The 24,008-nt window shown below is 61.9% G+C and carries 27 protein-coding genes; 11 read left to right on the top strand and 16 right to left on the bottom strand.

Annotation, left to right across the window (positions count from 1 at the left end):
• Nucleotides 1–145: 145 nt before the first annotated feature.
• Nucleotides 146–1,027, top strand: a complete 882-nt coding sequence (locus tag AB7I51_RS01080) for a 3-hydroxybutyryl-CoA dehydrogenase (RefSeq protein WP_428402503.1) — start codon at nucleotides 146–148, stop codon at nucleotides 1,025–1,027.
• A gap of 175 nt (nucleotides 1,028–1,202) precedes the next feature.
• Here the strand turns inward: AB7I51_RS01080 and AB7I51_RS01075 are convergent, their stop codons facing one another.
• Entirely contained in the window at nucleotides 1,203–1,742 is a 540-nt protein-coding gene (locus AB7I51_RS01075) for a Dps family protein (protein WP_428402504.1), read from the bottom strand.
• Between the two features lie 108 nt (nucleotides 1,743–1,850).
• A complete protein-coding gene (gene trmD, locus AB7I51_RS01070; RefSeq protein WP_428402505.1) occupies nucleotides 1,851–2,558 on the bottom strand; it encodes a tRNA (guanosine(37)-N1)-methyltransferase TrmD in 708 nt (235 codons plus the stop codon).
• A 151-nt stretch (nucleotides 2,559–2,709) separates the two neighbouring features.
• On the opposite strand from trmD, the gene AB7I51_RS01065 reads away from it, so the two are divergent.
• Nucleotides 2,710–3,531, top strand: a complete 822-nt coding sequence (locus tag AB7I51_RS01065; protein ID WP_428402506.1) for a methyltransferase domain-containing protein — start codon at nucleotides 2,710–2,712, stop codon at nucleotides 3,529–3,531.
• A 19-nt stretch (nucleotides 3,532–3,550) separates the two neighbouring features.
• On the opposite strand, the gene rimM is transcribed toward AB7I51_RS01065, so the two are convergent.
• The 9 genes from rimM to AB7I51_RS01020 form a co-directional block, all read right to left on the bottom strand.
• Nucleotides 3,551–4,084 carry a ribosome maturation factor RimM gene (rimM, locus tag AB7I51_RS01060; RefSeq protein WP_428402507.1) on the bottom strand — a complete coding sequence of 178 codons (534 nt, stop codon included), beginning with the start codon at nucleotides 4,082–4,084 and terminating at the stop codon, nucleotides 3,551–3,553.
• 147 nt (nucleotides 4,085–4,231) lie between these two features.
• Nucleotides 4,232–4,597, bottom strand: coding sequence for a 30S ribosomal protein S16 (gene rpsP, locus AB7I51_RS01055; RefSeq protein ID WP_428402508.1), 366 nt, complete (start codon nucleotides 4,595–4,597; stop codon nucleotides 4,232–4,234).
• A gap of 95 nt (nucleotides 4,598–4,692) precedes the next feature.
• Nucleotides 4,693–6,228, bottom strand: coding sequence for a signal recognition particle protein (ffh, locus tag AB7I51_RS01050; protein ID WP_428402509.1), 1,536 nt, complete (start codon nucleotides 6,226–6,228; stop codon nucleotides 4,693–4,695).
• 535 nt (nucleotides 6,229–6,763) lie between these two features.
• A complete protein-coding gene (locus AB7I51_RS01045) occupies nucleotides 6,764–7,141 on the bottom strand; it encodes a cytochrome C oxidase subunit IV family protein (protein WP_428402608.1) in 378 nt (125 codons plus the stop codon).
• Nucleotides 7,142–7,181: 40 nt separating this feature from the next.
• The gene (locus AB7I51_RS01040) at nucleotides 7,182–7,910 is read right to left on the bottom strand and encodes a heme-copper oxidase subunit III family protein (RefSeq protein WP_428402510.1); all 729 of its coding nucleotides are present in this window, start codon (nucleotides 7,908–7,910) and stop codon (nucleotides 7,182–7,184) included.
• 13 nt (nucleotides 7,911–7,923) lie between these two features.
• Nucleotides 7,924–8,634, bottom strand: coding sequence for a cytochrome c oxidase subunit 3 (locus tag AB7I51_RS01035; RefSeq protein WP_428402511.1), 711 nt, complete (start codon nucleotides 8,632–8,634; stop codon nucleotides 7,924–7,926).
• Nucleotides 8,631–10,397, bottom strand: coding sequence for a cytochrome c oxidase subunit I (locus AB7I51_RS01030; RefSeq protein ID WP_428402512.1), 1,767 nt, complete (start codon nucleotides 10,395–10,397; stop codon nucleotides 8,631–8,633). The genes AB7I51_RS01035 and AB7I51_RS01030 overlap by 4 nt, the downstream gene beginning before the upstream one ends.
• A gap of 118 nt (nucleotides 10,398–10,515) precedes the next feature.
• Complete coding sequence (locus AB7I51_RS01025; RefSeq protein ID WP_428402513.1) at nucleotides 10,516–11,343, bottom strand: cytochrome c oxidase subunit II; 828 nt, start codon at nucleotides 11,341–11,343, stop codon at nucleotides 10,516–10,518.
• A 180-nt stretch (nucleotides 11,344–11,523) separates the two neighbouring features.
• On the bottom strand, nucleotides 11,524–12,222 hold the full coding sequence (locus tag AB7I51_RS01020) for an invasion associated locus B family protein (protein ID WP_428402514.1): 699 nt from the start codon (nucleotides 12,220–12,222) through the stop codon (nucleotides 11,524–11,526).
• Nucleotides 12,223–12,592: 370 nt separating this feature from the next.
• On the opposite strand from AB7I51_RS01020, the gene AB7I51_RS01015 reads away from it, so the two are divergent.
• The 5 genes from AB7I51_RS01015 (at nucleotide 12,593) to AB7I51_RS00995 (ending at nucleotide 16,856) form a co-directional block, all read left to right on the top strand.
• Nucleotides 12,593–14,425: an extracellular solute-binding protein gene (locus tag AB7I51_RS01015; protein WP_428402609.1), complete on the top strand. Its 1,833-nt coding sequence runs from the start codon at nucleotides 12,593–12,595 to the stop codon at nucleotides 14,423–14,425.
• 291 nt (nucleotides 14,426–14,716) lie between these two features.
• The gene (locus AB7I51_RS01010) at nucleotides 14,717–15,709 is read left to right on the top strand and encodes an SPFH domain-containing protein (protein ID WP_428402515.1); all 993 of its coding nucleotides are present in this window, start codon (nucleotides 14,717–14,719) and stop codon (nucleotides 15,707–15,709) included.
• Between the two features lie 4 nt (nucleotides 15,710–15,713).
• Nucleotides 15,714–16,178: an NfeD family protein gene (locus tag AB7I51_RS01005; RefSeq protein WP_428402516.1), complete on the top strand. Its 465-nt coding sequence runs from the start codon at nucleotides 15,714–15,716 to the stop codon at nucleotides 16,176–16,178.
• A 110-nt stretch (nucleotides 16,179–16,288) separates the two neighbouring features.
• Nucleotides 16,289–16,549 carry a type II toxin-antitoxin system ParD family antitoxin gene (locus AB7I51_RS01000; protein ID WP_428402517.1) on the top strand — a complete coding sequence of 87 codons (261 nt, stop codon included), beginning with the start codon at nucleotides 16,289–16,291 and terminating at the stop codon, nucleotides 16,547–16,549.
• 4 nt (nucleotides 16,550–16,553) lie between these two features.
• Nucleotides 16,554–16,856 carry a type II toxin-antitoxin system RelE/ParE family toxin gene (locus AB7I51_RS00995; RefSeq protein WP_428402518.1) on the top strand — a complete coding sequence of 101 codons (303 nt, stop codon included), beginning with the start codon at nucleotides 16,554–16,556 and terminating at the stop codon, nucleotides 16,854–16,856.
• Between the two features lie 43 nt (nucleotides 16,857–16,899).
• On the opposite strand, the gene AB7I51_RS00990 is transcribed toward AB7I51_RS00995, so the two are convergent.
• Genes AB7I51_RS00990 through AB7I51_RS00980 form a run of 3 tightly spaced genes read right to left on the bottom strand, consistent with a single transcriptional unit; the run spans nucleotide 16,900 to nucleotide 17,837 of the window.
• Entirely contained in the window at nucleotides 16,900–17,217 is a 318-nt protein-coding gene (locus AB7I51_RS00990; RefSeq protein ID WP_428402519.1) for a helix-turn-helix domain-containing protein, read from the bottom strand.
• Between the two features lie 7 nt (nucleotides 17,218–17,224).
• Complete coding sequence (locus tag AB7I51_RS00985; protein WP_428402520.1) at nucleotides 17,225–17,533, bottom strand: HigA family addiction module antitoxin; 309 nt, start codon at nucleotides 17,531–17,533, stop codon at nucleotides 17,225–17,227.
• A gap of 7 nt (nucleotides 17,534–17,540) precedes the next feature.
• Complete coding sequence (locus AB7I51_RS00980; RefSeq protein ID WP_428402521.1) at nucleotides 17,541–17,837, bottom strand: type II toxin-antitoxin system RelE/ParE family toxin; 297 nt, start codon at nucleotides 17,835–17,837, stop codon at nucleotides 17,541–17,543.
• 135 nt (nucleotides 17,838–17,972) lie between these two features.
• Between AB7I51_RS00980 and mutL the strand changes: the two genes are divergently transcribed.
• From mutL to AB7I51_RS00960, 4 genes are all read left to right on the top strand, one after another.
• Nucleotides 17,973–19,751, top strand: a complete 1,779-nt coding sequence (gene mutL, locus AB7I51_RS00975) for a DNA mismatch repair endonuclease MutL (protein WP_428402522.1) — start codon at nucleotides 17,973–17,975, stop codon at nucleotides 19,749–19,751.
• Between the two features lie 74 nt (nucleotides 19,752–19,825).
• On the top strand, nucleotides 19,826–20,353 hold the full coding sequence (gene msrB, locus AB7I51_RS00970; protein ID WP_428402523.1) for a peptide-methionine (R)-S-oxide reductase MsrB: 528 nt from the start codon (nucleotides 19,826–19,828) through the stop codon (nucleotides 20,351–20,353).
• An 11-nt stretch (nucleotides 20,354–20,364) separates the two neighbouring features.
• On the top strand, nucleotides 20,365–21,039 hold the full coding sequence (gene msrA, locus AB7I51_RS00965; protein WP_428402524.1) for a peptide-methionine (S)-S-oxide reductase MsrA: 675 nt from the start codon (nucleotides 20,365–20,367) through the stop codon (nucleotides 21,037–21,039).
• A 233-nt stretch (nucleotides 21,040–21,272) separates the two neighbouring features.
• Complete coding sequence (locus tag AB7I51_RS00960) at nucleotides 21,273–22,094, top strand: ABC transporter permease (protein WP_428402525.1); 822 nt, start codon at nucleotides 21,273–21,275, stop codon at nucleotides 22,092–22,094.
• Here the strand turns inward: AB7I51_RS00960 and AB7I51_RS00955 are convergent.
• Together AB7I51_RS00955 and AB7I51_RS00950 are read right to left on the bottom strand one after the other, a co-directional pair.
• Nucleotides 21,999–23,240, bottom strand: a complete 1,242-nt coding sequence (locus AB7I51_RS00955; protein WP_428402526.1) for a GSCFA domain-containing protein — start codon at nucleotides 23,238–23,240, stop codon at nucleotides 21,999–22,001. The two genes, AB7I51_RS00960 and AB7I51_RS00955, sit on opposite strands and share 96 nt — an antisense overlap.
• A complete protein-coding gene (locus AB7I51_RS00950) occupies nucleotides 23,237–24,007 on the bottom strand; it encodes a hypothetical protein (RefSeq protein ID WP_428402527.1) in 771 nt (256 codons plus the stop codon). Before AB7I51_RS00950 ends, AB7I51_RS00955 begins: the two co-directional genes overlap by 4 nt.
• Nucleotide 24,008 lies beyond the last annotated feature (1 nt).

The raw sequence follows: 24,008 nt of genomic DNA, 5'->3' as shown, positions 1-24,008 counted from the left end.
CCCATAAACGGCGTGATCTATCCCTCCGCAGTTGCTTTTTGTTTGTTTTCCTTGCAGAGGAACGCAAGTTATATTGCACTGCGGCACGCCTCAGCGCGGCGCGTCGCTTGTGTCCGGCGCTGGCTTGGCTGACGGTGGTCAAAACATGGGCTTCGAGATTCGCAAGATCGGCGTCATCGGCGCGGGCCAGATGGGGAAGGGTATCGCGCATGTTTGCGCCCTCTCCGGCTATGACGTCGCGCTGAACGACATTTCGCAGGAGCGCATCGACGCTGGCGTCGCCGACGTCGCCGCCCAGATGCGCCGCGCCGCCGAGCGCGGCCAGCTCGACGCCGCCAAGATCGAGCCGGCGCTCGCGCGGATAAGCGGCGCGCCGAAAATCGCCGATTTCGCCGATTCCGACATCGTCATCGAGGCGGCGACCGAAGTCGAGGAGGTCAAGCGCAAGATCCTCGCCGATCTCGCCAAGGTCACGAAATCGGACGCGATTATCGCGTCCAACACGTCGTCGATTTCGATCACGCGTCTGGCGTCGGTGACCGGCCGGCCCGAGCGCTTCATCGGCATTCATTTCATGAATCCGGTGCCGCGCATGCAGCTCGTCGAACTTATTCGCGGCATCGCCACGGATGACGTGACATTCGAGGACGCCAAGGCGTTCATCGCCAAGCTCGGCAAGACGGTATCGGTTTCCGAGGATTTTCCCGCCTTCATCGTCAACCGCATTCTGCTGCCGATGATCAATGAGGCGGTCTATACGCTTTACGAAGGCGTGGGCTCGGTCGAGGCGATCGACACGGCGATGAAGCTCGGTGCCAATCATCCGATGGGGCCACTGCAGCTCGCCGATTTCATCGGCCTCGACACCTGTCTGTCGGTCATGCAGGTGCTGCATGAGGGGCTGGCGGATTCGAAATACCGCCCCTGCCCGCTGCTCGTAAAATATGTCGAAGCCGGCTGGCTCGGCAAAAAGACCCAGCGGGGCTTCTATGATTATCGCAGCGGCACGCCGATCCCCACGCGTTAGCGCGTCATACCGCTTTCCCTCTGCATCACGCGGAGGTCATTCTCGACGCGCGCTTTGCGCGCGATCGGGAATCCAGAGCAAAACCAGCATTCTTGGTTTGGCCCTGGATTCCCGGTCAGGCCTTCGGCCCGCCGGGAATGACACGACCCAAGCGAACAGTTCAACCGGAAGTCGGTCAATGGCCGCCCTGGCCGGCGCCCCGCGCCGCCTCGAACAGGAACCAGGTCCGCTTCTCGGTCTCGTCGACATAGACTTCAAGCAGACTGGCGGTGGCGATGTCGTCATTGTCGTCGCACAATTTATGCGCGTTGCGCATCGACTCGGCCATCGCCTTATTGTCTTCCAGCAGTTCGGAAAGCATGTCGTAGGGCGATACGAATTCCTCGTTATTGTCCTTGATGCGCGACAGTTTGGCGATATGGCTAATCGAGCGAAGGGTCGGTTGACCGAGCTTGCGCACGCGTTCGGCCAGCGGATCGACCGCGGCGTAGATCTGGCTCGCCTGCTCGTCGAGCAGCAGATGATAGTCGCGAAAATGCGGGCCGCTCATATGCCAGTGAAAATTCTTGGTCTTGAGATAAAGCGCCAGGGCGTCGGCGACGAGCTTGTTGATTTCCGCGGCGACCTTCATCGTCGACTGTTTTTCGAGATCGGTCGGCGTGTGGAGCGCCGAACGATCCGTGTCCCGGCGAATCTGGGTTTTTTCTTTCTGCATGTGGGGCCTCCTTGCGCCCTGGCTTCAGGTTGAAACTCGGGGAAGCCGTTCATTAGCTAGATCGCGCGACTTGGCGGACCAGATAAAAATAGTGCAGGGCGGGGAGATTCAGCGACGTCGCGACGCCTGGCTAGGCTGCGGCGCGATCAGATCAGGACGCCGCGCGCGGGTGAGCGCCAAGGCTTGCTCGTGACGCCAATTCGCAATTTTGGCGTGATCGCCGGAGAGCAGCGCGTCGGGAATCTCGCGCCCTTCGAAGTCGCGCGGCCGCGTATAATGCGGATATTCCAGCAATCCCGCTTCGAAACTTTCCTCGACGCTCGAGGCTTCTTCGCCCATCACGCCGGGGATCAGCCGCACGCAGGCGTCGATGAGCGCCAGCGCGGCGATCTCGCCGCCCGACAGCACAAAATCGCCAATCGACATTTCTTCGAGCCCGCGAGCCTCGATGATGCGTTCGTCGACGCCTTCGAAACGCGCGCAAAGAATGATGGCGCCGGGGCCCTGCGCGAGTTCGCGGGCGCGCGCTTGCGTCAGCGGCCTGCCGCGCGGGCTCATCAGCAGGCGCGGGCGCGGATCGTCGGAAGGCGCCGCCGCGTCGATCGCCGCAGCCAGCACGTCGGCCCGCATCACCATGCCGGGACCGCCGCCGGCCGGCGTGTCGTCGACGGCGCGGTGACGCCCGAGACCATGTTCGCGAATCTGTTTGGTCTCGAGCGCCCAGACGCCGCGGGAAAGCGCATCGCCGGCGAGCGACAGGCCGAGGGGACCGGGAAACATTTCGGGAAAGAGGGTCAGCACCGTCGCGTGGAACATGTGGCGGTTATGCCATGACGATATGTGCGCGTCACCGACGCCGCCGCACGCACTCGGGATAGCGAATTCCTTGACCTCCGCCGCTATTCATGGTTCGCATCCCGCCTCATTTCTCGGACGGTGGGGTGCGGAACTCCTGAGGCCAAAACCCATGCACGATACCGCGTATGAGATTGGAAGGCTGTTTTTCGAGACTTACGGCCGATCCAATCAGGTAATTCTCGAGTATGGCTCCTACAACGTCAACGGCAGCCTGCGCGACTTCTGTCCTGAGGGCGCGGCCTATCTTGGCCTCGACATCGGCAAGGGCCCGAGCGTCGATATTTTTCTCGACGAGGGAAAACCTATCCCCTTGCGAGATGAATTCGCCGACATCGTCGTCTCGAGCTCGGTCCTGAAGCACGATCGCTTCTTCTGGGATTCATTCTTGGAGATGGCCCGACTTCTGAAGCCCGGCGGCATTCTTTATATCAACGTCCCTTCGAACGGCTATTTTCATCGCTACCCCGTGGACTGCTGGCGCTTTTACCCTGACAGTGGCAAGGCGCTGGAAGCGCTGGCGCGAACGCGCGGCTACCCCTTCACTTTGGTCGAATGCTTTATCGCCGAGCGCAAAAGCGACGTGTGGAACGATTTCGTCGCAATCTATGCGAAAGCCGACGAGGCTGACGTAACCGCGCCCAAATTCCTCAGCGATTTGGTTCCTTGCCGCAATGTCATCCGCCTGGGAGCCGAGGGGGTCGACAGGTTTCACCCCCAGAGCGAAGACATGAGCCTGATTGTAAAGCTCCGGCAACAGAGCGCCGCGCTTGCGGCCGCGCTGTCGGAAGAGACGTCGAGGGCGCAGAAGGCCGAAGAGGCCCTGCAGGCCGGCCATCTTGCCGAAATCGCCGCGAAGGACGCAATCATCGCGCAATTGAAGCAGCGCCTCGATGCGACTAGTCGGACCGAGGAAAACGTCGAGGATTCATGACGGCATGACCTCTCGCGCGTCAACCCTTCGCGATCGCTTCGACCTCTTCCGGCGGCTCGATGACGGCACGCCCTCCGGTTACGCTCACTACCGGAACAGCCGCCCTGGTGAAGGGGAACATTAAGGTTTCCCCGCCCCCGATGGGCGCGACTTCGAGCATGTCGCCAGCGCCGAAATTGCGTACGGCGACGATCATGCCGATTAGCGCGCCATCACGTGTTTCGGCGCGAAGGCCGATGAGATCGGCGACATAGAATTCTTCCTCCTCTGGCGCGGGCAGCTTTTCGCGCGGCAGATAGAGCTCGACGCCGTTCAGCGCTTCGGCGCCGGTACGGTCGGCGACGCCCTCGACTTTAGCAACAAGCATGTCCTTGCCCTGCGGGCGCACGGACAGCAGCTTGAACTTACACGCGCCGAGTTTGTCGGTTAGTCCGTCGTAGACCGCGATCGCCAGCGGATCGCTCGTGTAGCTTTGCAGCCGAACTTCGCCGCGCACCCCATGCGGCGCGCCGAATCGGCCGAGCAGGACGAGGGCCTTGCCGGGCCCTTTCACTCGATTTCCTCATCCTGAGGAGCCGCCGCAGGCGGCGTCTCGAAGGAGGGGGAAATCGCCGCGCGTGCTGTCCGCCCTCGCGCTTCGAGACGCGCCCGTTGGGCGCTCCTCAGCATGAGGGCGAATGATGCGTCTCGCACAGAAGACTTACGCCGCCGGCGCTTCCGCAGCGGCCGCGCCCGCGGCTTCGGCCGCAGCGGCGGCGCGCTCCTGCGCCTTCTTTTTGGGTTGCGCCTTCTGCGGATTGTTGCGCGCTTCGCGCTTCATCAGGCCGAGGCCATCGAGCAGCCGGGCAACGCGATCGGTCGGCTGGGCGCCTTTGGTCAGCCAAGCCTTCGCCTTTTCCGTGTCGAGCACGAGACGGTCGGCCGCGTCCTTTTCCTTGAGCGGATCGAAATAGCCGATCTTCTCGATATAGCGGCCGTCGCGCGGCGAGCGGGAGTCGGCGATGACGACACGATAGAAGGGACGCTTCTTGGCGCCGCCGCGGGCGAGACGAATTTTGAGGGACATGTTCTCTTTCCTGTTGCGTTGATATCAGGGCAGTCGGTGTTCGGCAGTCGGCAGTCGGAGGGGTCCCGCTGCCGACTGCCGAAGCCCGACTGCCGCTACTTCTTCTTTCCGAACGGGTTGAGCCCGCCCAGCAGTCCGCCGCCGAGACCCGGCAGGCTCGGCTTGTCTAATAGATCGGGAGGGGGCGCGGCCGGAATGCCGCCGGGCGCGCCTTTCGGCTGTTGCACGCCGAGCTTTGCTTGCAGCTGCTGCAACTCTTCCTGAGAGGGCATCTGCATGCCGGGGCCGAGCCCCATCATCTGCGCCGCCTTGCCCATCATCCCGCCGCGCTTGCCGGCGCCGAAGGATTTCATCAGATCGGCCATCTGCCGATGCTGTTTTAAGAGCTTGTTGATCTCCTCGACCTTTACGCCGGCGCCTGCGGCGATGCGCTTCTTGCGAGAAGCCTTCAGCAGGTCGGGATTGCGCCGCTCCCTCGGCGTCATCGAGAGGATGATGGCGCGCTGGCGCCTGACCATTTTGTCGTCGAAGCCCGACGCCGCGATCTGGTCCTTCATCTTGGCGATGCCGGGCAGCAGTCCCATGATGCCGCCGAGCCCGCCGATCTTTTCCACCTGGGCCAGCTGATCGCAGAGGTCCTGCAGATCGAACTTGCCCTTGGCCATCCGCTCGGCGGCCTTGCGGGCCTGTTCGGCGTCGATCGCGGCGGCGGCCTTTTCGACGAGCGCGACGATGTCGCCCATGCCGAGAATGCGATTGGCGATGCGCGTCGGCGAGAATTCGTCGAGCGCGTCCATCTTCTCGCCGACGCCGATCAGCTTGATCGGCTTGCCGGTGACGTAGCGCATGGAGAGCGCGGCGCCGCCACGGCCATCGCCGTCCATACGCGTCAATACAATGCCGGTGAGACCAACCCGGTCGTCGAAGTTTTGAGCGAGATTGACGGCGTCCTGGCCGGTCAAAGCGTCGGCGACGAGCAGGATTTCATGCGGCTTGGCGGAGGTCTTGATCTCCGCCATCTCCTGCATCAGCGGCTCGTCGATATGCGTGCGTCCGGCGGTGTCGAGCAGCACCACGTCGTAACCCTGCAGCCGGGCGGCCTCCATCGCGCGCTTGGCGATCTGCACCGGCGTCTGGCCGGGCACGATCGGCAGCGTGTCGACCTCGACCTGCCGGCCGAGCACCGCGAGCTGCTCTTGCGCGGCGGGACGCTTCACGTCGAGCGACGCCATCAGCGTGCGCTTGCCGTAGCGTTCCTTCAAGCGCTTGGCGATCTTGGCGGCGGTCGTCGTCTTGCCGGCGCCCTGGAGGCCGACCATCATGATCGCGACAGGCGGCGTGGCGGCGAGATCGATCGGCTGAGCGTCCTGGCCGAGCGTCTCGATCAGCACGTCATTGACGATCTTGACCACCATCTGGCCGGGCGTCACCGATTTGATGACGCCGGCGCCGATCGCCCGATCGCGGATCCTGTCAGTGAAGGAGCGCACCACGTCGAGGGCGACGTCAGCTTCGAGAAGCGCGCGGCGAATTTCGCGCAGCGCCTCATTGACGTCGGCTTCAGAAAGCGCGCCACGCCGCGTGAGCTTGTCGAAAATGCCGGAGAGCTTGTCGGAAAGGCTCTCGAACATGATTGTCTCCTGAGGGAGAGTGAGTAGTGAGGTCGTGAATAGCGAGCGGAGGGCGGGCCGACCTACTCGCTATTCACAATCGCAATACGCACATACCAAAGCCTATCGCGCCAAAGCCTATCGCGCCCGGGGGCGCGTCGCGCTGCCGGGCGTTGGCCTGCCGCCTCTCGGGCGGCTCGGCTGGGATCGGTTTCTCTTTCGAGATGTGCTGGGGCTTTTAAGTTGCCGGCTGGCGCGAGTCAACCGAATCTCCCCGCTGCCAACTCACGCCAGCCATTCTGAAAGTCACAGCGTCGACAGGCGGCATTATTAAAAGGGAAATGCAAGGCGTAGCATCGTTGCGGCGAGCTTTTGGGCCGGCGGGGCGAGCTCTTTATCGCAAATGCGCAACGAGCGTCCAGGCGCCTAGAAAAACGATCATGACGACGCAAAGCGCCGATAGGACGATGAGGATCGCCTTATTGGCGGCGCGCTGACCGTTTTCTCTCATTCGCGCAGTTCTCCGGCGATGGCGCGGAGGCGACTTACGGCTCGATCACGCGCCAAAGAAGAACACGCGCAAATAATTAGTGTATTCGCCTTCCCACGCCATCATCGCCATCAGCACCAGAACCGCCAATGGCGGCGTCAGGATCGCGACGACGAGCGCCAGCCGCTCCCACGCCATATGCATGAAGACCGCGACGATCAATCCCGCCTTCAGCATCATGAACACGATGATCAGGAACCAGCGCAGATAGCCCTGCACATCGAAATAATCGACGAGATAGGAGCAGGCGCTCAGAACGAAGAGCAGTCCCCAAACCAGTAGATAGAGCTTGATCGGATGCTGCTGGCCATGCGCCTGCGCCGCGGGCTGCGCCGCTTGCGCGAGAGGGGCATGGGCATGGGCATGCGTCGTATCATCCGTCATCGCCGTCATACTTATCTCCCTGTGCTCCCTGTTGGAAGCGTCACCACAGATAGAAGAAAGCAAAGATGAAGACCCAGACGAGATCCACGAAGTGCCAATATAGGCCCATGATCTCGACGATCTCGTAACGGCCCTTGCGGCTCGTGAAGAAGCCGGGGCGTCCGACGTCATAATCTCCGCGCCAGACGGCGCGGGCGATGATCAGCAGGAACAGCACCCCGACCGACACGTGGAATCCGTGAAAGCCGGTGATCATGAAGAAGCTCGATCCAAACTGCGCCGCGCCGAACGGATTGCCCCACGGCCGCACGCCCTCGTGAATGAGTTTGGTCCATTCGAAAGCCTGCATGCCGACGAAGGCGGCGCCGAAGAAGGCGGTCACCAGCATCAGGATCGCGGCCTTCCGGCGCTGGCGCGCATAGGCAAAGTTCACGGCCATCGCCATCGTGCCCGAACTGGTGATGAGGTCGAAGGTCATGATCGCGATGAGGATGAGCGGAATCTTCTTGCCGCCGATGTCGAGGGCGAAGATTTCGCTTGGATGCGGCCATTCCACCGTCGTGGACATGCGCACCGTCATGTAGGAGATGAGAAAACAGCTGAAGACGAAGGTGTCGCTGACGAGGAAAATCCACATCATCGCCTTGCCCCAGGACGCGCTCTTGAATGAGCGCTGATCCGAGGACCAGTCGGCCATTACGCCGAGCACGCGGCTCCGCAGGGTTTCTTCAGTCGCTACATGCTCAGTCGATACATGCTCCGCCGTCATGGCGTGTTCCCTCTTACGAAAGCAGACGCCGGCAGACGACGCCAAATCCATCGGCCCAGCCGATAAGCATGGCGAACATCAGCAGCCAGACGAACAGCAGAAAATGCCAATAAATGGCGCAAAGCTTGACGCTCGTCGTCAGCTCCCTGGTGACGCGCCCCGCGCCGCGAACCTTGTCGGTCGTTCGCGCCAGCGCCACGAGTCCGCCGACAAGATGCGCCGCATGCGCGCCTGTCAGCAGATAGAAGAAGGCGTTGGCAGCGTTGCTCGACGCGAAGAATCGCAATTCGAGCAGTTCGCGCCAAGCCCAGATCTGACCGATGATAAATAGGCCTGCCGTCGCGGCGCCGATCAGAAGGGTCGTCTTGACCCGCTCGAATTCGGCGCGACGGGCGGCGATGAGCGCAAGCTGCAGCGCGACGCTGCTCGCCGCGAGAATGGCGGTGTTCAACCAGAGAACGCCCGGGATCGGCGGCATCTGCCAGTCGGGCGCGTCGCCGCGCATGAAAAATGCCGCGGCGAGCAGAGAGAACAGACAGCCGGCGACAGCGAGAAAGATGGCGAGCGCCACTTTCGTGGCTGGCGGCGGCTCGGCGCCGCCAACGCGGCGATACTGCGCGACCTCGCCTTCCTCGAGCCAATGCGATTCGAACACGCCCTGGCGCGCCAGCCAAAGGATCGCAAAGGAAAAGATGAAGATGAAGAACAGCCCCATCACGCTCATGGCGAATGTTCTCCTCTGACCGGCGGCGCGTTTTGCGGCAGGTAATCCTCGGGAGCGCCGGGAACGCTATAGGCGTAGGGCCAGCGATAAACCACCGGCAGATTCTTGCCCCAATTGCCGTGACCCGGCGGCGTCTCGGGAGTTTGCCACTCAAGCGACGCCGCGCGCCACGGATTGCCGCCGGCGGGCGCGCCATATTTGAGGCTCTTGAACAGATTGTAGAAGAATATCGTCTGGGCGAAGCCGACCGCCAGGGCCGTTATCGTGATGAATATATTGAGCCCCGTGGCGGAGCTCGGCACGAACGCTGTTTCGCCCAATTCATAGAACCGGCGCGGCACGCCCATCACGCCGAGATAATGCATGGGAAAGAATATGGCGTAGGCGCCAAGGAAGGTGATCCAGAAGTGGATCTTGCCGAGCCGCTCGTCCATCATCCGTCCGGTGATCTTCGGATACCAGTGATAGATCGCCCCGAAGATGACGAGCACCGGCGCGATGCCCATCACCATATGGAAATGCGCGACGACGAAAAGCGTCTTCGACAGCGGCACATCGACAATGACATTGCCGAGATAAAGGCCGGTGATGCCGCCATTGACGAAAGTGACGAGGAACCCGAGCGCGAACAGCATCGGCGTGGTGAAATGAATGTCCGCGTGCCAGAGGGTCAGCACCCAGTTGTAGACCTTCAGAGCCGTCGGCACCGCGATCGCAAGCGTCGTCACCGCGAAGAAGAAGCCGAACCAGGGGTCCATGCCGCTGACATACATGTGGTGGCCCCAGACCACCATGCTGAGCACACCAATCGCGACGATCGCCCAGACCATCATCCTGTAACCGAAGATGTTCTTGCGCGCATGGACGCTGATGAGGTCTGAAACCACGCCAAAGGCCGGCAGCGCGACGATGTAGACTTCCGGGTGGCCGAAGAACCAGAACAGATGCTGAAACAGGATCGGGCTTCCGCCGACGTAATCCTTACGATCTCCGAATTCGACGATCGACGGCATGAAGAAGCTCGTGCCGAGCGTGCGGTCGAGCAGCAGCATGACGCAGGCGACGAAAAGGCCAGGAAAGGCGAGAAGCGCCATCACCGCGGCGGCGAAGATTCCCCAGACCGTAAGCGGCATGCGCATCAGCGTCATGCCTCTTGTGCGCGCCTGCAGCACGGTTACGACGTAATTCAACCCGCCCATCGTGAAGCCGACGATGAAGAGGATCAAGGAGACGAGCATCAGAATGATGCCGTAATCATAGCCCGGCGTGCCGGTCAGGATCGATTGCGGCGGATAGAGCGTCCAGCCGGCGCCGGTCGGTCCGCCGGGCACGAAATAGCTGGCGACGAGAACCAGGGTCGCGATCAGATAGACCCAGTAGCTGAGCATGTTGACGTAAGGGAACACCATGTCCCGCGCGCCGACCATCAGCGGAATAAGATAATTGCCGAAGCCGCCAAGGAAGATGGCGGTGAGCATATAAACGACCATGATCATGCCGTGCATGGTCACGGACTGATAATAGACGCTCGCGTCAACGAAGGGGATTGCGCCAGGGAAGGCGAGTTGTAGGCGGATCACCCATGACAGCACCAGCGCCAAAATGCCGACGGTGATGGCCGTGCCGGCGTATTGAATCGCGATGACCTTCGCGTCCTGGCAGAACACATATTTCGTGATCCAGCTGTGCGCGTGGTAGAGTTCGACGTCTTCCACTTCCGCCGGCGGCGGCGCGACGTTCTGTGGTACGCTGGCGTCGGTCATCGAATGATCCTCCTTTCGCCTCTATCGCGCTTTCGGCGATTGATCGAGCCCCGCTGCGACGGAGCCCTCTCGGCGGCGATGAATGTCAAAGCGGCGCGACGACTGGATTTTGAAAGTGTCATTGCGCCGAGGCCCGCTTGTCCTGGCTTGCGGCGCTCTTGCGCGACTGCTCGAACGTCTGCTGCGCGCTTTGCCACGCTTCGAACCCGGCTTCCGACTCGATGATCATCTTGCCGCGCATCTGCGGGTGCCCTATGCCGCAATAAGCGACGCATAGGATCTCGTATTCGCCGATCTTGGTCGGCGTAAACCAAAAATAGGTGACGATGCCCGGCACGAGGTCCATTTTGGCCCTGATTTCTGGAACGTAGAAGTCGTGCAGCACGTCGATCGAACGCAACAGGACCTTAACGGGTTTGCCGATCGGCAGGTGCAGTTCGCCGCTCGTGATCACCCGATCGTCCCGTCCTTTGGGATCTGCCGGGCTCACGCCTAGGGCATTGGTTGTATCGATGTACCGAACGTCGCTCGATCCGAGCTGATGGTCGGCGCCCGGCAGGCGAAAGCTCCAGTTCCACTGGGCCCCCACCGCCTCGATCTCCAACGCGTCCTTGGGCACGGTGATGAACTGGCCCCAGACCAGCAGCCCAGGAGCGAGAAGAATGACGACGGCGATCGTCGTGACAATTCCAAGCCAGGCTTCGAGCTTCTGATTTTCGGGCTCATAGGCGGCGCGCCGGCCCGGCTGATGGCGGAAGCGGTAGAGGCAATAGGCCATGAACAAAATGACCGCGACGAAACCTGCGCCGGTCAACAGAAAGGTGAGTCCCATCGTGTCGTCGATGAAGCCCCAATTCGAAGCGATTGGCGTCGCCCGCCATGGACTCAGCACATGGAACAGGATTGAACCGGCCACCACTAGGACCATGACGATAGCGATAGACATGCGCTGATTGACCTCGCCGCGATTTGGGCTGACCGCCCTATATAGACCGGCGCTCCGCTTTGCGTCAAAGTGACGCGCATCTGCTCGTCTCGACGCAGGACCGGCGTCGGCATGGACGCAAAAAAACCCGCGCCGGACAAGGTCCGGCGCGGGTCTTTATGACGGAGTTTTGTTTCCGGCTTATTTCTTGGGCGCGCTCTTCGGCGCGGCGCCCTTTTGAGCTTCGAGCTTCTTGCGCTCCTCCTCGGCCTTCTTCTGCAGCTCTTCCTGGAGCTTCTTTTGCTGCGCTTCGAGCACCTTGGGGTCGATCGCAGGGCCGTCGAAGGCTTTGCCGAAGTCGGCGAGCGGCAGATAGAAGGTGACCTCGTTGTTCGCCTGGTTCTTGACGACCACCGACATTTTCTCGGCCTTCTTCATGCCGTCGACAACGGCCTTTTTAACCTTTGCTTCGGCAAAGCAGCCATTCGGGTAGCAGATTTCGAAGGTGCCGCTTTCCTGCGCTCCCTTGTCGATCGCAAAGCGGAAGCCCGGTTTCAGCATGAGGCCCGGCGGCAGAAGCAGACGGATGATTTTCTGATCGTCGCCCTTTGGATCATAAATCGCGAGCGCCAGCAGCGGCTGAGGGGCCTCGCCCTCCTTCGCGGAAACGCCGAAGTCGCGCGTCGTGTAGCACATTTCCTTTTTGGTCTGCGGATCGGAGCCGCAGACTTTGGTCCAGTCCGGCTGAACGGCGACGAGATCGGCGGCGATCGGGCCCTGGGGCTGCTGCGGTTGCGCCGCGCCGGCCGCGGGGGCCTGCTGAGCCCAAGCGCCGGCGCCTATAAACAGCAACGCTCCCGCAAGGGCTATCGCGCAATAACGCGAGAAATGGGTAGACATCGGAAGTTCCTTTCGATTGTCCTGCTGGCCGGCGTCCTCCGGCTCCGGATCGTTTTTAGCGTCGCGTCATAACGGGAAGCCGCCTTCGCGCCAAGGCGCTGTGGAACCCTGACCAGCCCATGTTCCAGCGCGATTGCGCGACGCCGACGAGGCGACGGCAACGCTCTTACATGGTCGCCGCAGTAAATTCCAGCCGATCAGCGCGTTCAATGCTTGGGGAGGGCGCATTTTTTGCAAAACCGTCGCAAAAAAATCGCCGAACACTTGAGTGCGACTCGCTTCTGGCGGCAGGACAGTGGAATATGGTCCGCCGATGACGATTTGCCCGATTCCCGCGAGACGCCCCGCCGCCGGCGGCGGCGAACAGCGAATGCGGGGGCGCCGCGCGCTCAGCTTCGCCCTGTCGCTCCTTATGTCCGTCCCCTGCGCAGGGGCTGTCCCGACTCCGTCAGGGGCAGACTCGCCCTGCCCGACGCATGGGATCGCCATGCATGGCGCGCCCGCTCTGCCGAGCAATTTCCATAACTTCCCCTACGCCGACCCGGCGGCGAGGAAGGGCGGCAAGCTTCGCGTCGGCCTGGCCGGCGCCTTCGACAGTCTGAACCCGTTCAATCTTAAGTCGGGATCCGCGGCCCAGGGGCTTGTCGGCAATGTTTTCCAAAGCCTGATGGCCCGCTCGCTGGACGAGCCGTTCACGCTTTACGGCCTGATCGCACAATCGATCGACATCGATCCGGCGCGCGCGCATGTGACCTTCCATCTCGACCCGCGGGCGCGCTTTTCCGACGGACAGCCGATTACCGCCGAAGACGTGCTGTTCTCCTTCGACCTCTTGAAGACGAAGGGTCGGCCGCAGCAGCGCGTCGCCTACGGGCTGGTCAAGTCGATCGACGCGCCGGACGCGCATACCGTGCGCTACGATCTTACCGGCGTCGGCGACCGGGAGCTGCCGCTCATTCTCGCGATAATGCCGGTGCTGCCCAAACATGCGACCGACGTCGAGCGCTTTTCCGATGCGACTCTGGCCAAGCCGGTCGGCTCCGGCCCCTATGTGATCGACGACGTCAAGGTCGGAGAACGGCTGTTGCTGCGCCGTAACAAGGACTATTGGGGCGCCGATCTGCCGAGCCAGCGCGGATTCAATAATTTCGACGAGGTCGACATCCAGTATTTTCGCGACGGCAATTCTCTGTTCGAAGCCTTCAAGGCGGGCCTTCTCGACTATCGCGACGAAACGAGCACGACGCGCTGGGCGAGCGGCTATGATTTCCCGGCTGTCGCCGACGGGCGCGTCGTGAAGGAGACGCTGAAGAACGACATGCCCAAGGGCATGGAGGGCTTCGTCTTCAATATGCGCCGGCCTTTGTTCAAGGATATCCGGCTGCGCGAAGCGCTCGGCATGATGTTCGACTTCGAATGGATCAACGCCAATCTCTACGCCGGACTTTATACGCGCACCAAAAGCTTCTTCGACGAATCGGAATTGTCCTCCTCCGGCCGCCCGGCGTCGGCCGCCGAGCGCGCTTTGCTCGCGCCCTTTCCGAAGGCGGTGCGCGAAGACATTCTGGAGGGACGCTGGCGCCCGCCGGTCAATGACGGCTCCGGCCGCGATCGCGAGATGGCGAAGCGGGCCCTCGATCTGCTGGAACGCGCCGGCTACGCGATCGAGGGCGGCGCCTTGCGCAAGGACGGCGCGCCGGTCTCCTTCGAGATCATGGTGAAGGACCGCAATCAGGAGCGGCTTGCGCTCAACTACGCCTCATCATTGCAACGAATCGGCGTCGACGCCCGCGTGCGTCTCGTCGACGAGGTGCAATATCAGCGCCGGCGCCAAAAATTCGATTTTGACATGATGCTTGGGCAATGGATCGCCTCGGCCTCGCCGGGCAATGAGCAGCGCATGCGCTGGGGCTCGGCGAGCGCCAATCAGGAAGCCTCCTTCAATCTCGCCGGCGCGTCATCGCCGGCGATCGACGCGCTCATCGCCGCTTTGCTCGCGGCGAAGAGCCATGACGATTTCGTCACCGCCGTGCGCGCCTATGACCGCGTGCTACTGTCCGGCTTTTATCTCGTGCCGCTGTTTCACGCCTCCGAACAGTGGCTCGCGCATTCGACCGACATCGCCCGTCCAGCCCGATTGCCGCACTACGCCTCGCCGATGTTCGGCCCGACGCTCGAAAGCTGGTGGCGACGCGACCATTGAGCGCGCGCGATCTGCAAACCGTCAGGCTCGCAGAGGAAAATGGACCGCGCGCCTCCAGGCGCGCAGAACAAGCAAGCGAGCCTGGAGGCTCGCGGTCCGCTTTGGGTTTTCGATCGCGGCGCTCGGCGAGACCCGTAAGCGGACCGGCTGGTCTCGCCCCGTCATCGAATTGCGCTCGGCGCGCGCGGCCCTCATGATGCTGCCGCATGCGGCGGCGCACAACCAGGACCGGCGACGTCGGCTAAGAAGCGCGCTCGGCCTCCGGCCGTCCGTTGTCCAGGGGAGAGTTCCATGGGTTTCGCGCTTTTTATTGTCGGCGCCGTCGCGATCGGCCTCTTGTTCCTCGATCGCTCGTTCAATCTCGGCCTGCCGATCGGCCTCTTCCAAAATCCGCTGTTCTGGTTCGCCTATGTCGCGCTGCTGGCGCTGTCGACGATGGTGCGCTTCGTGCGCCAGCAGACCGTGCTCGTCATCGAGCGGCTCGGGCGCTACAATCGGTCGCTCAGCGCCGGCGTCAATTTCGTCTGGCCGATCGTCGAGCGCGTCGCCTACGCCTTCGATCTGCGCGAACAGGTGATCGACGTGCCGGAGCAGGACGCGATCACCAAGGACAACGCCACCGTCACCATTGACGGCATTCTCTATTACAAGATCGTCAACGCCAAGGACGCGGCTTACGGCGCGCAGGACATCCGCCGCGCCATCATCAATCTGGCGCAGACCTCGATGCGCTCCGCCATCGGTTCGATGGAGCTCGACAAGACCTTCGAGAATAGAAGCGAGATCAACGAACGCGTCGTGCGCGCCGTCTCCGACGCGGCGCAGCTCTGGGGCGCGCATGTGACGCGTTACGAGATCAAGGATATCGCCATGCCGGAATCGCTCCGCCAGTCGATGGAGCGGCAGATGAAGGCCGAGCGCGACAAGCGCGCCGCGGTGCTCGAATCGGAAGGCGTGAAACAATCCGAGATCAATCGCGCCGAGGGGGAGAAACAGGCGGCGATCCTGCGCGCCGAAGGCCAGGCCAAGGCGATCGAACTGGTGCGCGCGCAGATCACGCAAATCGGCGGCGATCAGGCGGTGCAGCTCGAAGTCGCGAAAAGCGCCATCGAACAATATGGCCGCCTCGCCAAGGCCGGCAATTCCCTGGTGCTGATGGGCGACGGCGCCGATCCCGCCGGCTGGCTCGCCAAGGCGATGGCGGTGCTCAAAATGGTCAACGCCGGCGGCGCGGCGAATGAGACGCAGCAGCGCCGCGCGCAGCCCTGGCAGACGGGAGAATAAGCGCATGGAGCCGGCGTTTCTTTACGATCCCGCCAATGCGAGCCTGATCGCCGGACTTATCCTGCTCGGCCTCGACATTGTGGTGATCGGCCTCTCGCCGGTGATGTTCGTCGCGGTCGGCGCGCTTTTGACGAGCGCGGTTCTTTACGTAAGCGGCTGGCGGCCGTCGCTCATCGAAACCACGGCGATCGTCGCCGGCGTAAGTCTCTTGATCGCCATCGTCGGCAGAAAGCCGCTGCAGCGGTTTCAGAACGCCGACATCGAAGAAGATAAAAGCAGCGATCTGATCGGCCGCGAGGTGACGACGACGCATGAAGTGACGAAAACCCGCGGCGTCATCTTCTGGTCGGGCGTCGAATGGCAGGCGCGGCTTGCCGAAGACGCCAGCGTCGAAAGCCTCGCGCCCGGCGCCAGGGCGCGCGTCGTGGCGGTGGAGAATCTGGCGCTGGTGCTGGCGCCGCTCGCGTGAGGATCGGCGGCGCGGACCCGCGGATCCCTTGCCTCGAAATGCCTAAAAATAGCAATAATTGCTAATATTAGGCATTTTTGCCAAAATGGCTTACGAAGGAGGCATCTCCCATGAATATGAACGTGTCCTTGACCGACGAACTGGCGGAATTCGTCAAGGCGAAGGTGGCGGGTGGGCGCTACAGCTCATCGAGCGAGGTTGTCCGCGAAGCGCTGCGGATAATGGAGAAGGCCGAGCGGCAGGAGGCTGAAAAACTAAGGCTGTTGCGGGAAGCATGGCGACAAGGCGTCGACAGCGGCGACGCTGGCGAACTGGACTTTTCCGAATTGAAGAAGGAAGCGCGCGCGCGCCGAGCCGCCGCAAAAGACTGACTGAGTGGCCAAAATTCACTACACGCGCCGCGCGCGCGAAGACCTTTTGGATATCTGGCTTTACATTGCCGCAAGGAATAGCGAGGCGCTTGCCGACGCGATCTATGACCGCATCGAGGAAAGTTGCTCGAGTCTTAAACAGCATCCGCAAATCGGACAGGCGCGTCCCGAGATCGCGCCGGACGCGCGGGCATGGGTGATCGAGCGCTGGCTGGCGCTTTACCGCGTCACCGAATATGGCGCACAGATCGTGCGCATCATCGACGGCGCGCGCGATCTTGCCGCAATCGAATGGACGCCGGAGTAAAAACGGCTCGCCGCGCGCCTTGCCAAAAGTCGAGCTGTTGCAATCAACTTATCGCCGCATGACCATGCGCTTTCGCGATTGAGAACAGCTTGAGCGATGAACCGCTTGGCTTCGTTTCACTGCGCTCCCATTCGCTCACCAGTTTCGGCTTTGCGTTCAACACGCGGGCGAACACGCCTTCGCGCCCGCGCAGCGCGAGGATTTGCTTGCCGGTCAGCGGTTCGATCGTGGTGAGGCACGCGGCGTCGAATTCGCGCATCGTCCTGGCGTCGATGAGGCCGATGCGATTGAGGCCGCTTGCCGTCTCATACGCGGCTTCCGCGATCCTGCTGCGAAACTTCTTCCTGGCCTTAGCCGTCATGGGGATATCAAGCGACCGATTTCAGCGGCTTCGCGCGGGCGATACGCTCACGCTCTTTGGGCGAATGCATCGCCTCCCACAAATCGCTGCGCCGCTGCACATTCAGCCAGAATTCCGGGCTGTTGGCGAAGACCCGCGCAAGAATAAGCGCCGTAGCCGCAGTCACGCTTCGGCGGTCGTTGCAGAGTTCATTGACATGCTTGCGCTGCACGCCCATCGCATCGGCGAGCGCGGCCTGAGTGAGTCCCATTGGCGTCATGAATTCTTCGGTCAGTATTTCGCCGACGCTCGCCGGCTTGCGCTTCGTGATCAACATTCTCGCCTCACCGATAGCTATGATCGTCGAGATAGACGCCTCTTGCTTCGCCCTTCGCGCCATCCCATTGGAAAATAAGCCGCCATTGCTTGTTGACGCGGATTGAATGCCAACCTTCTAGCTCCCCGCGCAATCTTTCGAAATGATTGCTCGGCGGAACCCGCAAATCTTGATCCGTTGTTGCGTCATCGATCATCTGAATCTTACGGAATAAACGGCCCGCAAGCTCTGGAGGAATTCTCTTCGATCGAACGTCGTTGATAAAGAAGTCGCGCAACCAATCGTCCCGAAAATTCAATATCATTCTGAAGATCCCGACGATGAGTCAGAGTACCGCCCAATGGTACAAATTGCAAGCTAGATTTCCACCATAGCGATCGGGGCAAATCGCCGCGATGGAGTATACTCTCCGAAACAGTCTCTCTCAGCCGATTCACCCATGCCCATTCGCCGCCTCGATCCCATTCTCGTCGATCGCATCGCCGCCGGCGAGGTGGTCGAGCGGCCGGCGTCGGCGGTCAAGGAGCTGGTCGAAAATGCGCTCGACGCCGGGGCGACGCGCATTGACGTCGCGATCGAAGCGGGCGGAAAGAGGCTGATCCGCGTCATCGACGACGGATGCGGCATGGATGAACGCGACCTCGCGCTCGCCGTTGAGCGCCACGCCACGTCGAAAATCCCCGACGGCGATCTGACCAATATCGCGACGCTCGGCTTTCGCGGCGAGGCGCTGCCCTCGATTGCCGCCGTGGCCGACCTGACCATCGAAACCCGCGCGTTGGGCACCGCGCACGGCTGTTCCATCCGGGTCGAAGCCGGCGACAAGCGCGGTCTTTCCGCCTGCGCCTGGCCGCGCGGCACAAAAATCGAAGCGCGTGCGCTCTTTTCGGCGACGCCGGCGCGGCTGAAATTCTTGAAGACCGAGCGCACCGAGACCTCGGCGATCGTCGATGTCGTCAAGCGTCTCGCCATGGCCAATCCGCAGGCGCGCTTTGCGCTTTCCGCCGACAGCGGCGCGCTCTTCGATTATCCCGCCTGCGGAACCGATCAGGCGCGGCGCATTTTGCAAATTCTCGGCGAAGAATTTGCGGCGAACGCCTTCGAACTCGACGCTTCGCGCGACGGCGTACGCCTTTTTGGCCTCGCCGGTCTGCCGACCTACAGTCGCGGCAACGCCCAGATGCAGTTTGTCTATGTCAATCGACGGCCGGTGCGCGACAAGCTTTTCGCCGGCGCCATTCGCGCCGCCTATCTCGATTATCTCAGCGCCGACCGCCATCCTGTCGCGGCGCTCTTTATCGACTGCGATCCGCGCATCGTCGACGTCAATGTGCATCCGGCGAAGGCGGAGGTGCGCTTCGCCGATCCGGGACTGGTGCGCGGCCTCGTCGTCGGCGCGTTGAAACAGGCGCTCGCCGAGAAGAGCGGCCGCAGCGCCAATACGAACGCGCGCGCGGCGATCGACGCCTTGGCGGGCGCCAATGGCATGCGCTATCGCGCGCCGCCGCCCGCGAATTGGAGCGTATCGCGTTCGCCCTATGCGCCTTCCGGCTTCGAAGAAACGCCGCAGGCCGCTTTCGACGCCGGCCCGCCGATGGCCGATGCGCGCGCCCATGACGCGCCCTCGCCGGAAGCCGAGTCGCCGCTCGGCGCGGCGCGCGCCCAGCTGCATGAAACGTATATCATCGCGCAGACTCAGGATGGGCTCGTCATCGTCGACCAGCACGCCGCGCATGAGCGCATCGTTTACGAGAAGCTGAAACGCCAGCGCGAGGAAACCGGCGTCGCGCGGCAAATCCTGCTGATCCCCGCCGTGGTCGAACTCGACGAGTCGCGGATGAATGCGCTGGCGCCGGCGCTCGACGAGCTTGCCGCGCTTGGTCTCGCGCTCGAGCCCTTCGGCCCCGGCGCCGTGCTGGTGCGCGAGACGCCGGCGCTGCTCGGCGAGATCGATTGCAAGCGGCTCGTCGAGAATATCGCCGATCTTCTTAGCGAAGAAGGCGATTCGCGCGGGCTGTCGCGCCGGCTCGATCATGTGCTGGCGACCTGCGCCTGCCATCATTCGGTGCGCGCCGGCAGGCGGCTGACGGCGCCGGAGATGAACGCGCTGCTGCGTGAGATGGAGGCGACGCCAGGCGCCGGCCAGTGCAATCACGGCCGGCCGACCTATATCGAGCTGAAGCTCGCCGACATCGAAAAGCTCTTTGGACGCAGGTGACTCGAATTTTTCCGGGCGACGTAACTTTTTTGCACGCGCGAACGAATTAATGGCGAGAACGCAGGAGCCCGACTGTGAACCGTCGCAGCCTATTGACGAGCGTCGTCTTTCTGGCCTTTGGGCGGAACGCGCACGCCGCGGCCGATAAGGTCGAGATCGAAACTTTCGACGCAAACGGCAAAAGCCTCGGCCCGTCGCGCGTCGAAAAGATGGTCAAGACCGAGGCGGAATGGCGCGCGCAACTCTCGCCGCTCGCCTTCGAGGTGACTCGAAGGGACGGCACCGAGCGCGCCTTTACGGGCCCCTATTGGGACAATCACGCCGAGGGACTCTATCGATGCGTTGGTTGCGACACGGCGTTGTTCGATTCAAAGACCAAATATGATTCCGGCACCGGTTGGCCGAGCTTCTTCGCGCCGATTTCGAAGGCCAATGTCGTTGAAAGCGCCGACATGTCATTCGGCATGAGGCGGGTCGCGGTCTCCTGCAAGCGCTGCGACGCGCATCTCGGCCATGTCTTCACCGACGGGCCGAAGCCGACTGGCCTGCGCTATTGCATGAACGGCGTCGCGCTGCGTTTCGTCGGGCGCGGACAAGCCTAGGAGAAATCGCCATGAGATTCGCCGCCATTGTCGCCGCCGCGCTGATCATTCTCACGCCCCTGCGCGCCGGCGCCGCTGAACATGCGATCGTTCTGCCCGCTCCGTTCTACGATCCGCCGACGTCGCGCGAAGGCGCACAAAAGCTCGTCGTCGCCGGCGGCTGCTTCTGGGGCGTGCAGGGCGTGTTTCAGCGCGTCAAGGGCGTCTCGCGCGCGATTTCCGGCTATGCCGGCGGCGCCAGGGAGACGGCGCATTACGACAAGGTTTCGCAGGGTGACGCCGGCCACGCCGAATCCGTCGAAATCACTTACGACCCGAGGAAGGTGAGTCTTGGCGAATTGCTGCGCGTCTATTTTTCCGTCGCGCATGATCCGACGCAGCTCAACCGCCAGGGACCGGATATTGGCGCGCAATATCGCTCGGCGATTTTCGTCGCGAACGCCGAAGAGGAAAAGGTCGCGCGCGACTATATCTCGCAGCTCGCCGACGCGAAGGTCTTTTCAGCGCCGATCGTCACCACGCTCGAACCGCTGAAGGCATTCTATCCGGCGGAGGCCTATCATCAGGACTATCTCGTCCGCCATCCCACGCAGCCTTATATCGTCTATAATGATTTGCCGAAGATCGACAATCTCAAGCGGCTCTTCCCGTCGCTCTATCGCGAAAGCCCCGCGTTGACCAACTGATCGTCGTTGTTAATGAGGGCGCGCGCAGGAACACGGCTTCATGCTGCGGCGCCAACGTATCACAATTTCGACTCCTTTAGCGACTAAGCGAGCAAACTGCGGCCTGCCGCAAGCGACCGATTAACCAATATGCTGATCGCATATTGCCATGCGGCGCGGTTTGCGCCTCGGCGTCATTATTCCGCCGATCTCCTGAGAAATTTCTCGCTTTGCACGGACGATGGAGCAGCAAAGTGATGAGCCTGGCCGTTAACTCGCTTTTGGACGCGCGCTGTTCGAGGCTTCGCGGACGGCTCGTAGAGTTTCGCCGCATCATGCGCGCCGTCCTAGTCCAAGACATGCGCACGCGTTTCGGAACCAGCCATATCGGCTATTTGATCGCGATCGGTTGGCCCTTGTCGCACATGAGCGTCATTACGCTGGTCTACCTGCTCAGAATATCGATCGCGCCTGTAGGCGACAGCCCTACAGTATTTGTGGCGACCGGCATCGTGCCGTATATTTTGTGCTTCTATCCCGCGCGGCTGTTGTCGATGGCCATTCCGCAGAATCGTCAGTTGTTGAACATACCGGTGATTCAGCCGCTCCACCTCATTTTTAGTCGCTGCATCCTCGAAACGCTCAACGCCGTGATCGTGCTTGCGCTGTTCATGTTTGCGATCAGTCTGTTCGACGTCGACATCCTGCCGCCTGACACGGCCGAAGCGTCGAAAGCGATCGTCGCCGCCGTGTTTTTGGGGATTGGGCTCGGATTTTTCAACGTGATGATGTGCGCGCTGGTCGGACAATACTTTATGTTGTTTTTCCTCCTCGCCATGCTTGGCCTTTACTTGATATCCGGGGCCTATTTGCCGCCGAACATGATTCCCTCGTCTCTTCGGGAATACATGGCGTATAATCCTCTGACGCAGCTCGTCGAATGGCTGAGGTCCGCCTACTACGCGAGCTACGACCCCGAGCTAATCAACAAGTCGATGATTTACTGGGTCGGAGGGATCAGCTTCACGCTCGGGCTTGTCGGCGAGCGGTGCTTGCGAGGCAGGATCCTCTCCTGACTCGTCCCGAGCCGCCGACTCGGCTTCCGACGGCGCCTCGTCCCTCGACTCCGCTTCAACTCGCTCCAGGGATAGAGCCTCTTCGTCGCACATGAGCCGCATCGCGGCTGCGATCGGGTCTTCGATCGACGCGGACCGCATGGGGCCAAGCGCGCGCAATGCGCCGCGCAGCGCTTCGCCGGCGACGCTGCGCTTGATGAAATGCCGCTCGAACACCCGCATGACATGCGCCACGCCTTCCTGGGTGACGCTACGCCGGTCCGCCGCGAAATAATCCGTCGGCGCATAGCCGCCGGCGACAATCTCGTAAGAAGGAAAATAGGCGACCTGACTGAGCGAGCGCGAAAGCACGTCGCAAGCGACGCGCAGCGCTGATTTCGAATACATGGTCGCCGCCACCACATGACGCGCCTCGGCGGTGGCGGCGAGGGGTACGGGCGAAACAGTCAAAATGACTCGCGCGGCAGGATTGACGGCGCGCAGGCTGCGGACGAAATCGGTCATGTCGGCCACGACCTCGTCGACGCCAAGATTGACGAACTCATGTCGCTCAGGCGAGTAGTCGCCGCCCGTAACCCCCGGACAGAGCGGAAACGCCGCGCCATCCTGGCGCGAACGCCAAAGCTCCGTCAGCCCGAGCGTGAACACAAAGACATCGAGCGTTTCGAAAGCTTTGCGCACCGCCGCAAAGTGGCGTTCCCGGTCATAATCGAGTTCACGGGCGGAATTGAACCCCCCCGGTTGAATTTGCGGCCGAAACGGGTCGATCACATGCCCGGCGCGTTCTGGCCAGTAGTTTTCCTTCGGCGTAAATCGTCCGTACGCCCGCTGGAAGAGCTGCAGCAGTTGTCGGCTCGTGTAGATGTTGCCGTAGCGTGCGGTATAGAGCCCATAGTTGAGCGCGTCGGCCGCCTGGGGACTGACAAAGGCGTGCGGCGGCTCGGTGACGAGATAGTTGTAGCCGCTCGACTTCAGATAGCGGCCAATGTGCTGGGCGAAGCAGCTCCCTGCCGTCGCGACTTTTTCGCGAACGCCGAATCGGAAGGGCGCCGCCACGACCGGATCAAGTTCGCCTGGAGCGACGTCAGCGACCGCACGACGCCAAAGCGCGTAGTCGGGACGTTTCGAATAGGGATGCGTCTTCATTGCCGTCCATCGCCGAGTCGAGGCTCAAAAAGCTCCACGGCGGCTTGGATCATCCGCCGGCCGAACAGCGCATTCGCGTGAGAGGCGTCAGCGCCCCAAACGAACTCCGCCAACATGCCGGACGGGCTTATGAACTCGGCTGGAACGGCTGCAAAAAGAATTTGCTCTTTCATGCAGATTTCACGATAGAGCGCGGATTGCGCACGCCACATCTTATAGCGAAAGATGTCTCCAGAGAGTCGGCGCGGATCAAACGATCTGCGGAAAAATTCCTGCGGACATTGCACGACGCGCGAATTCGGCAGGGGCGGCGGCGGCTCGATGCAAACGATGGGCGCGTCAGTTTCGTTCCGGATCGCTTCGATGGTTGCAAGGGTCGGCGTCATTTTTTCCCGCAACGTCTCGCGGACCGCGGCTTCGGGCAAGACCGCCGCGCCGGGCTCGAGATCGAGTTCGGGCTCCGCGCCAAGAATGAAGTCGAAACGCTCGTTCGTCTGCGTTACCGAAAGAGCAATATGCTCATTGCCGCCGACCGACAATACGATGCCGTCAGGCCTCTCCTCTTTGATGATCCCGCGAAGGCGAGGATTGAGGCGCGAAGAGGCGTTCTCCTCCCCAAGCGTCGGCGTGAGTTCTGGATCGTAGAGATAGACGAATCTCGAAACGAGCGGCGCGCCGCCGAGCTTAAATCCCTCATGCTGCAGATCGTAACATCCTTTGGCGATGGCCACGATATGACTGTGCCCAAGACCCAAAATCTTAGCCATC

The sequence above is a fragment of the Methylocystis sp. genome, assembly GCF_050246715.1.
Taxonomy (GTDB): domain Bacteria; phylum Pseudomonadota; class Alphaproteobacteria; order Rhizobiales; family Beijerinckiaceae; genus Methylocystis.
The sequence above is the reverse complement of the archived record's forward strand: the minus strand, read 5'-3'. Positions and strand labels throughout refer to the sequence as shown.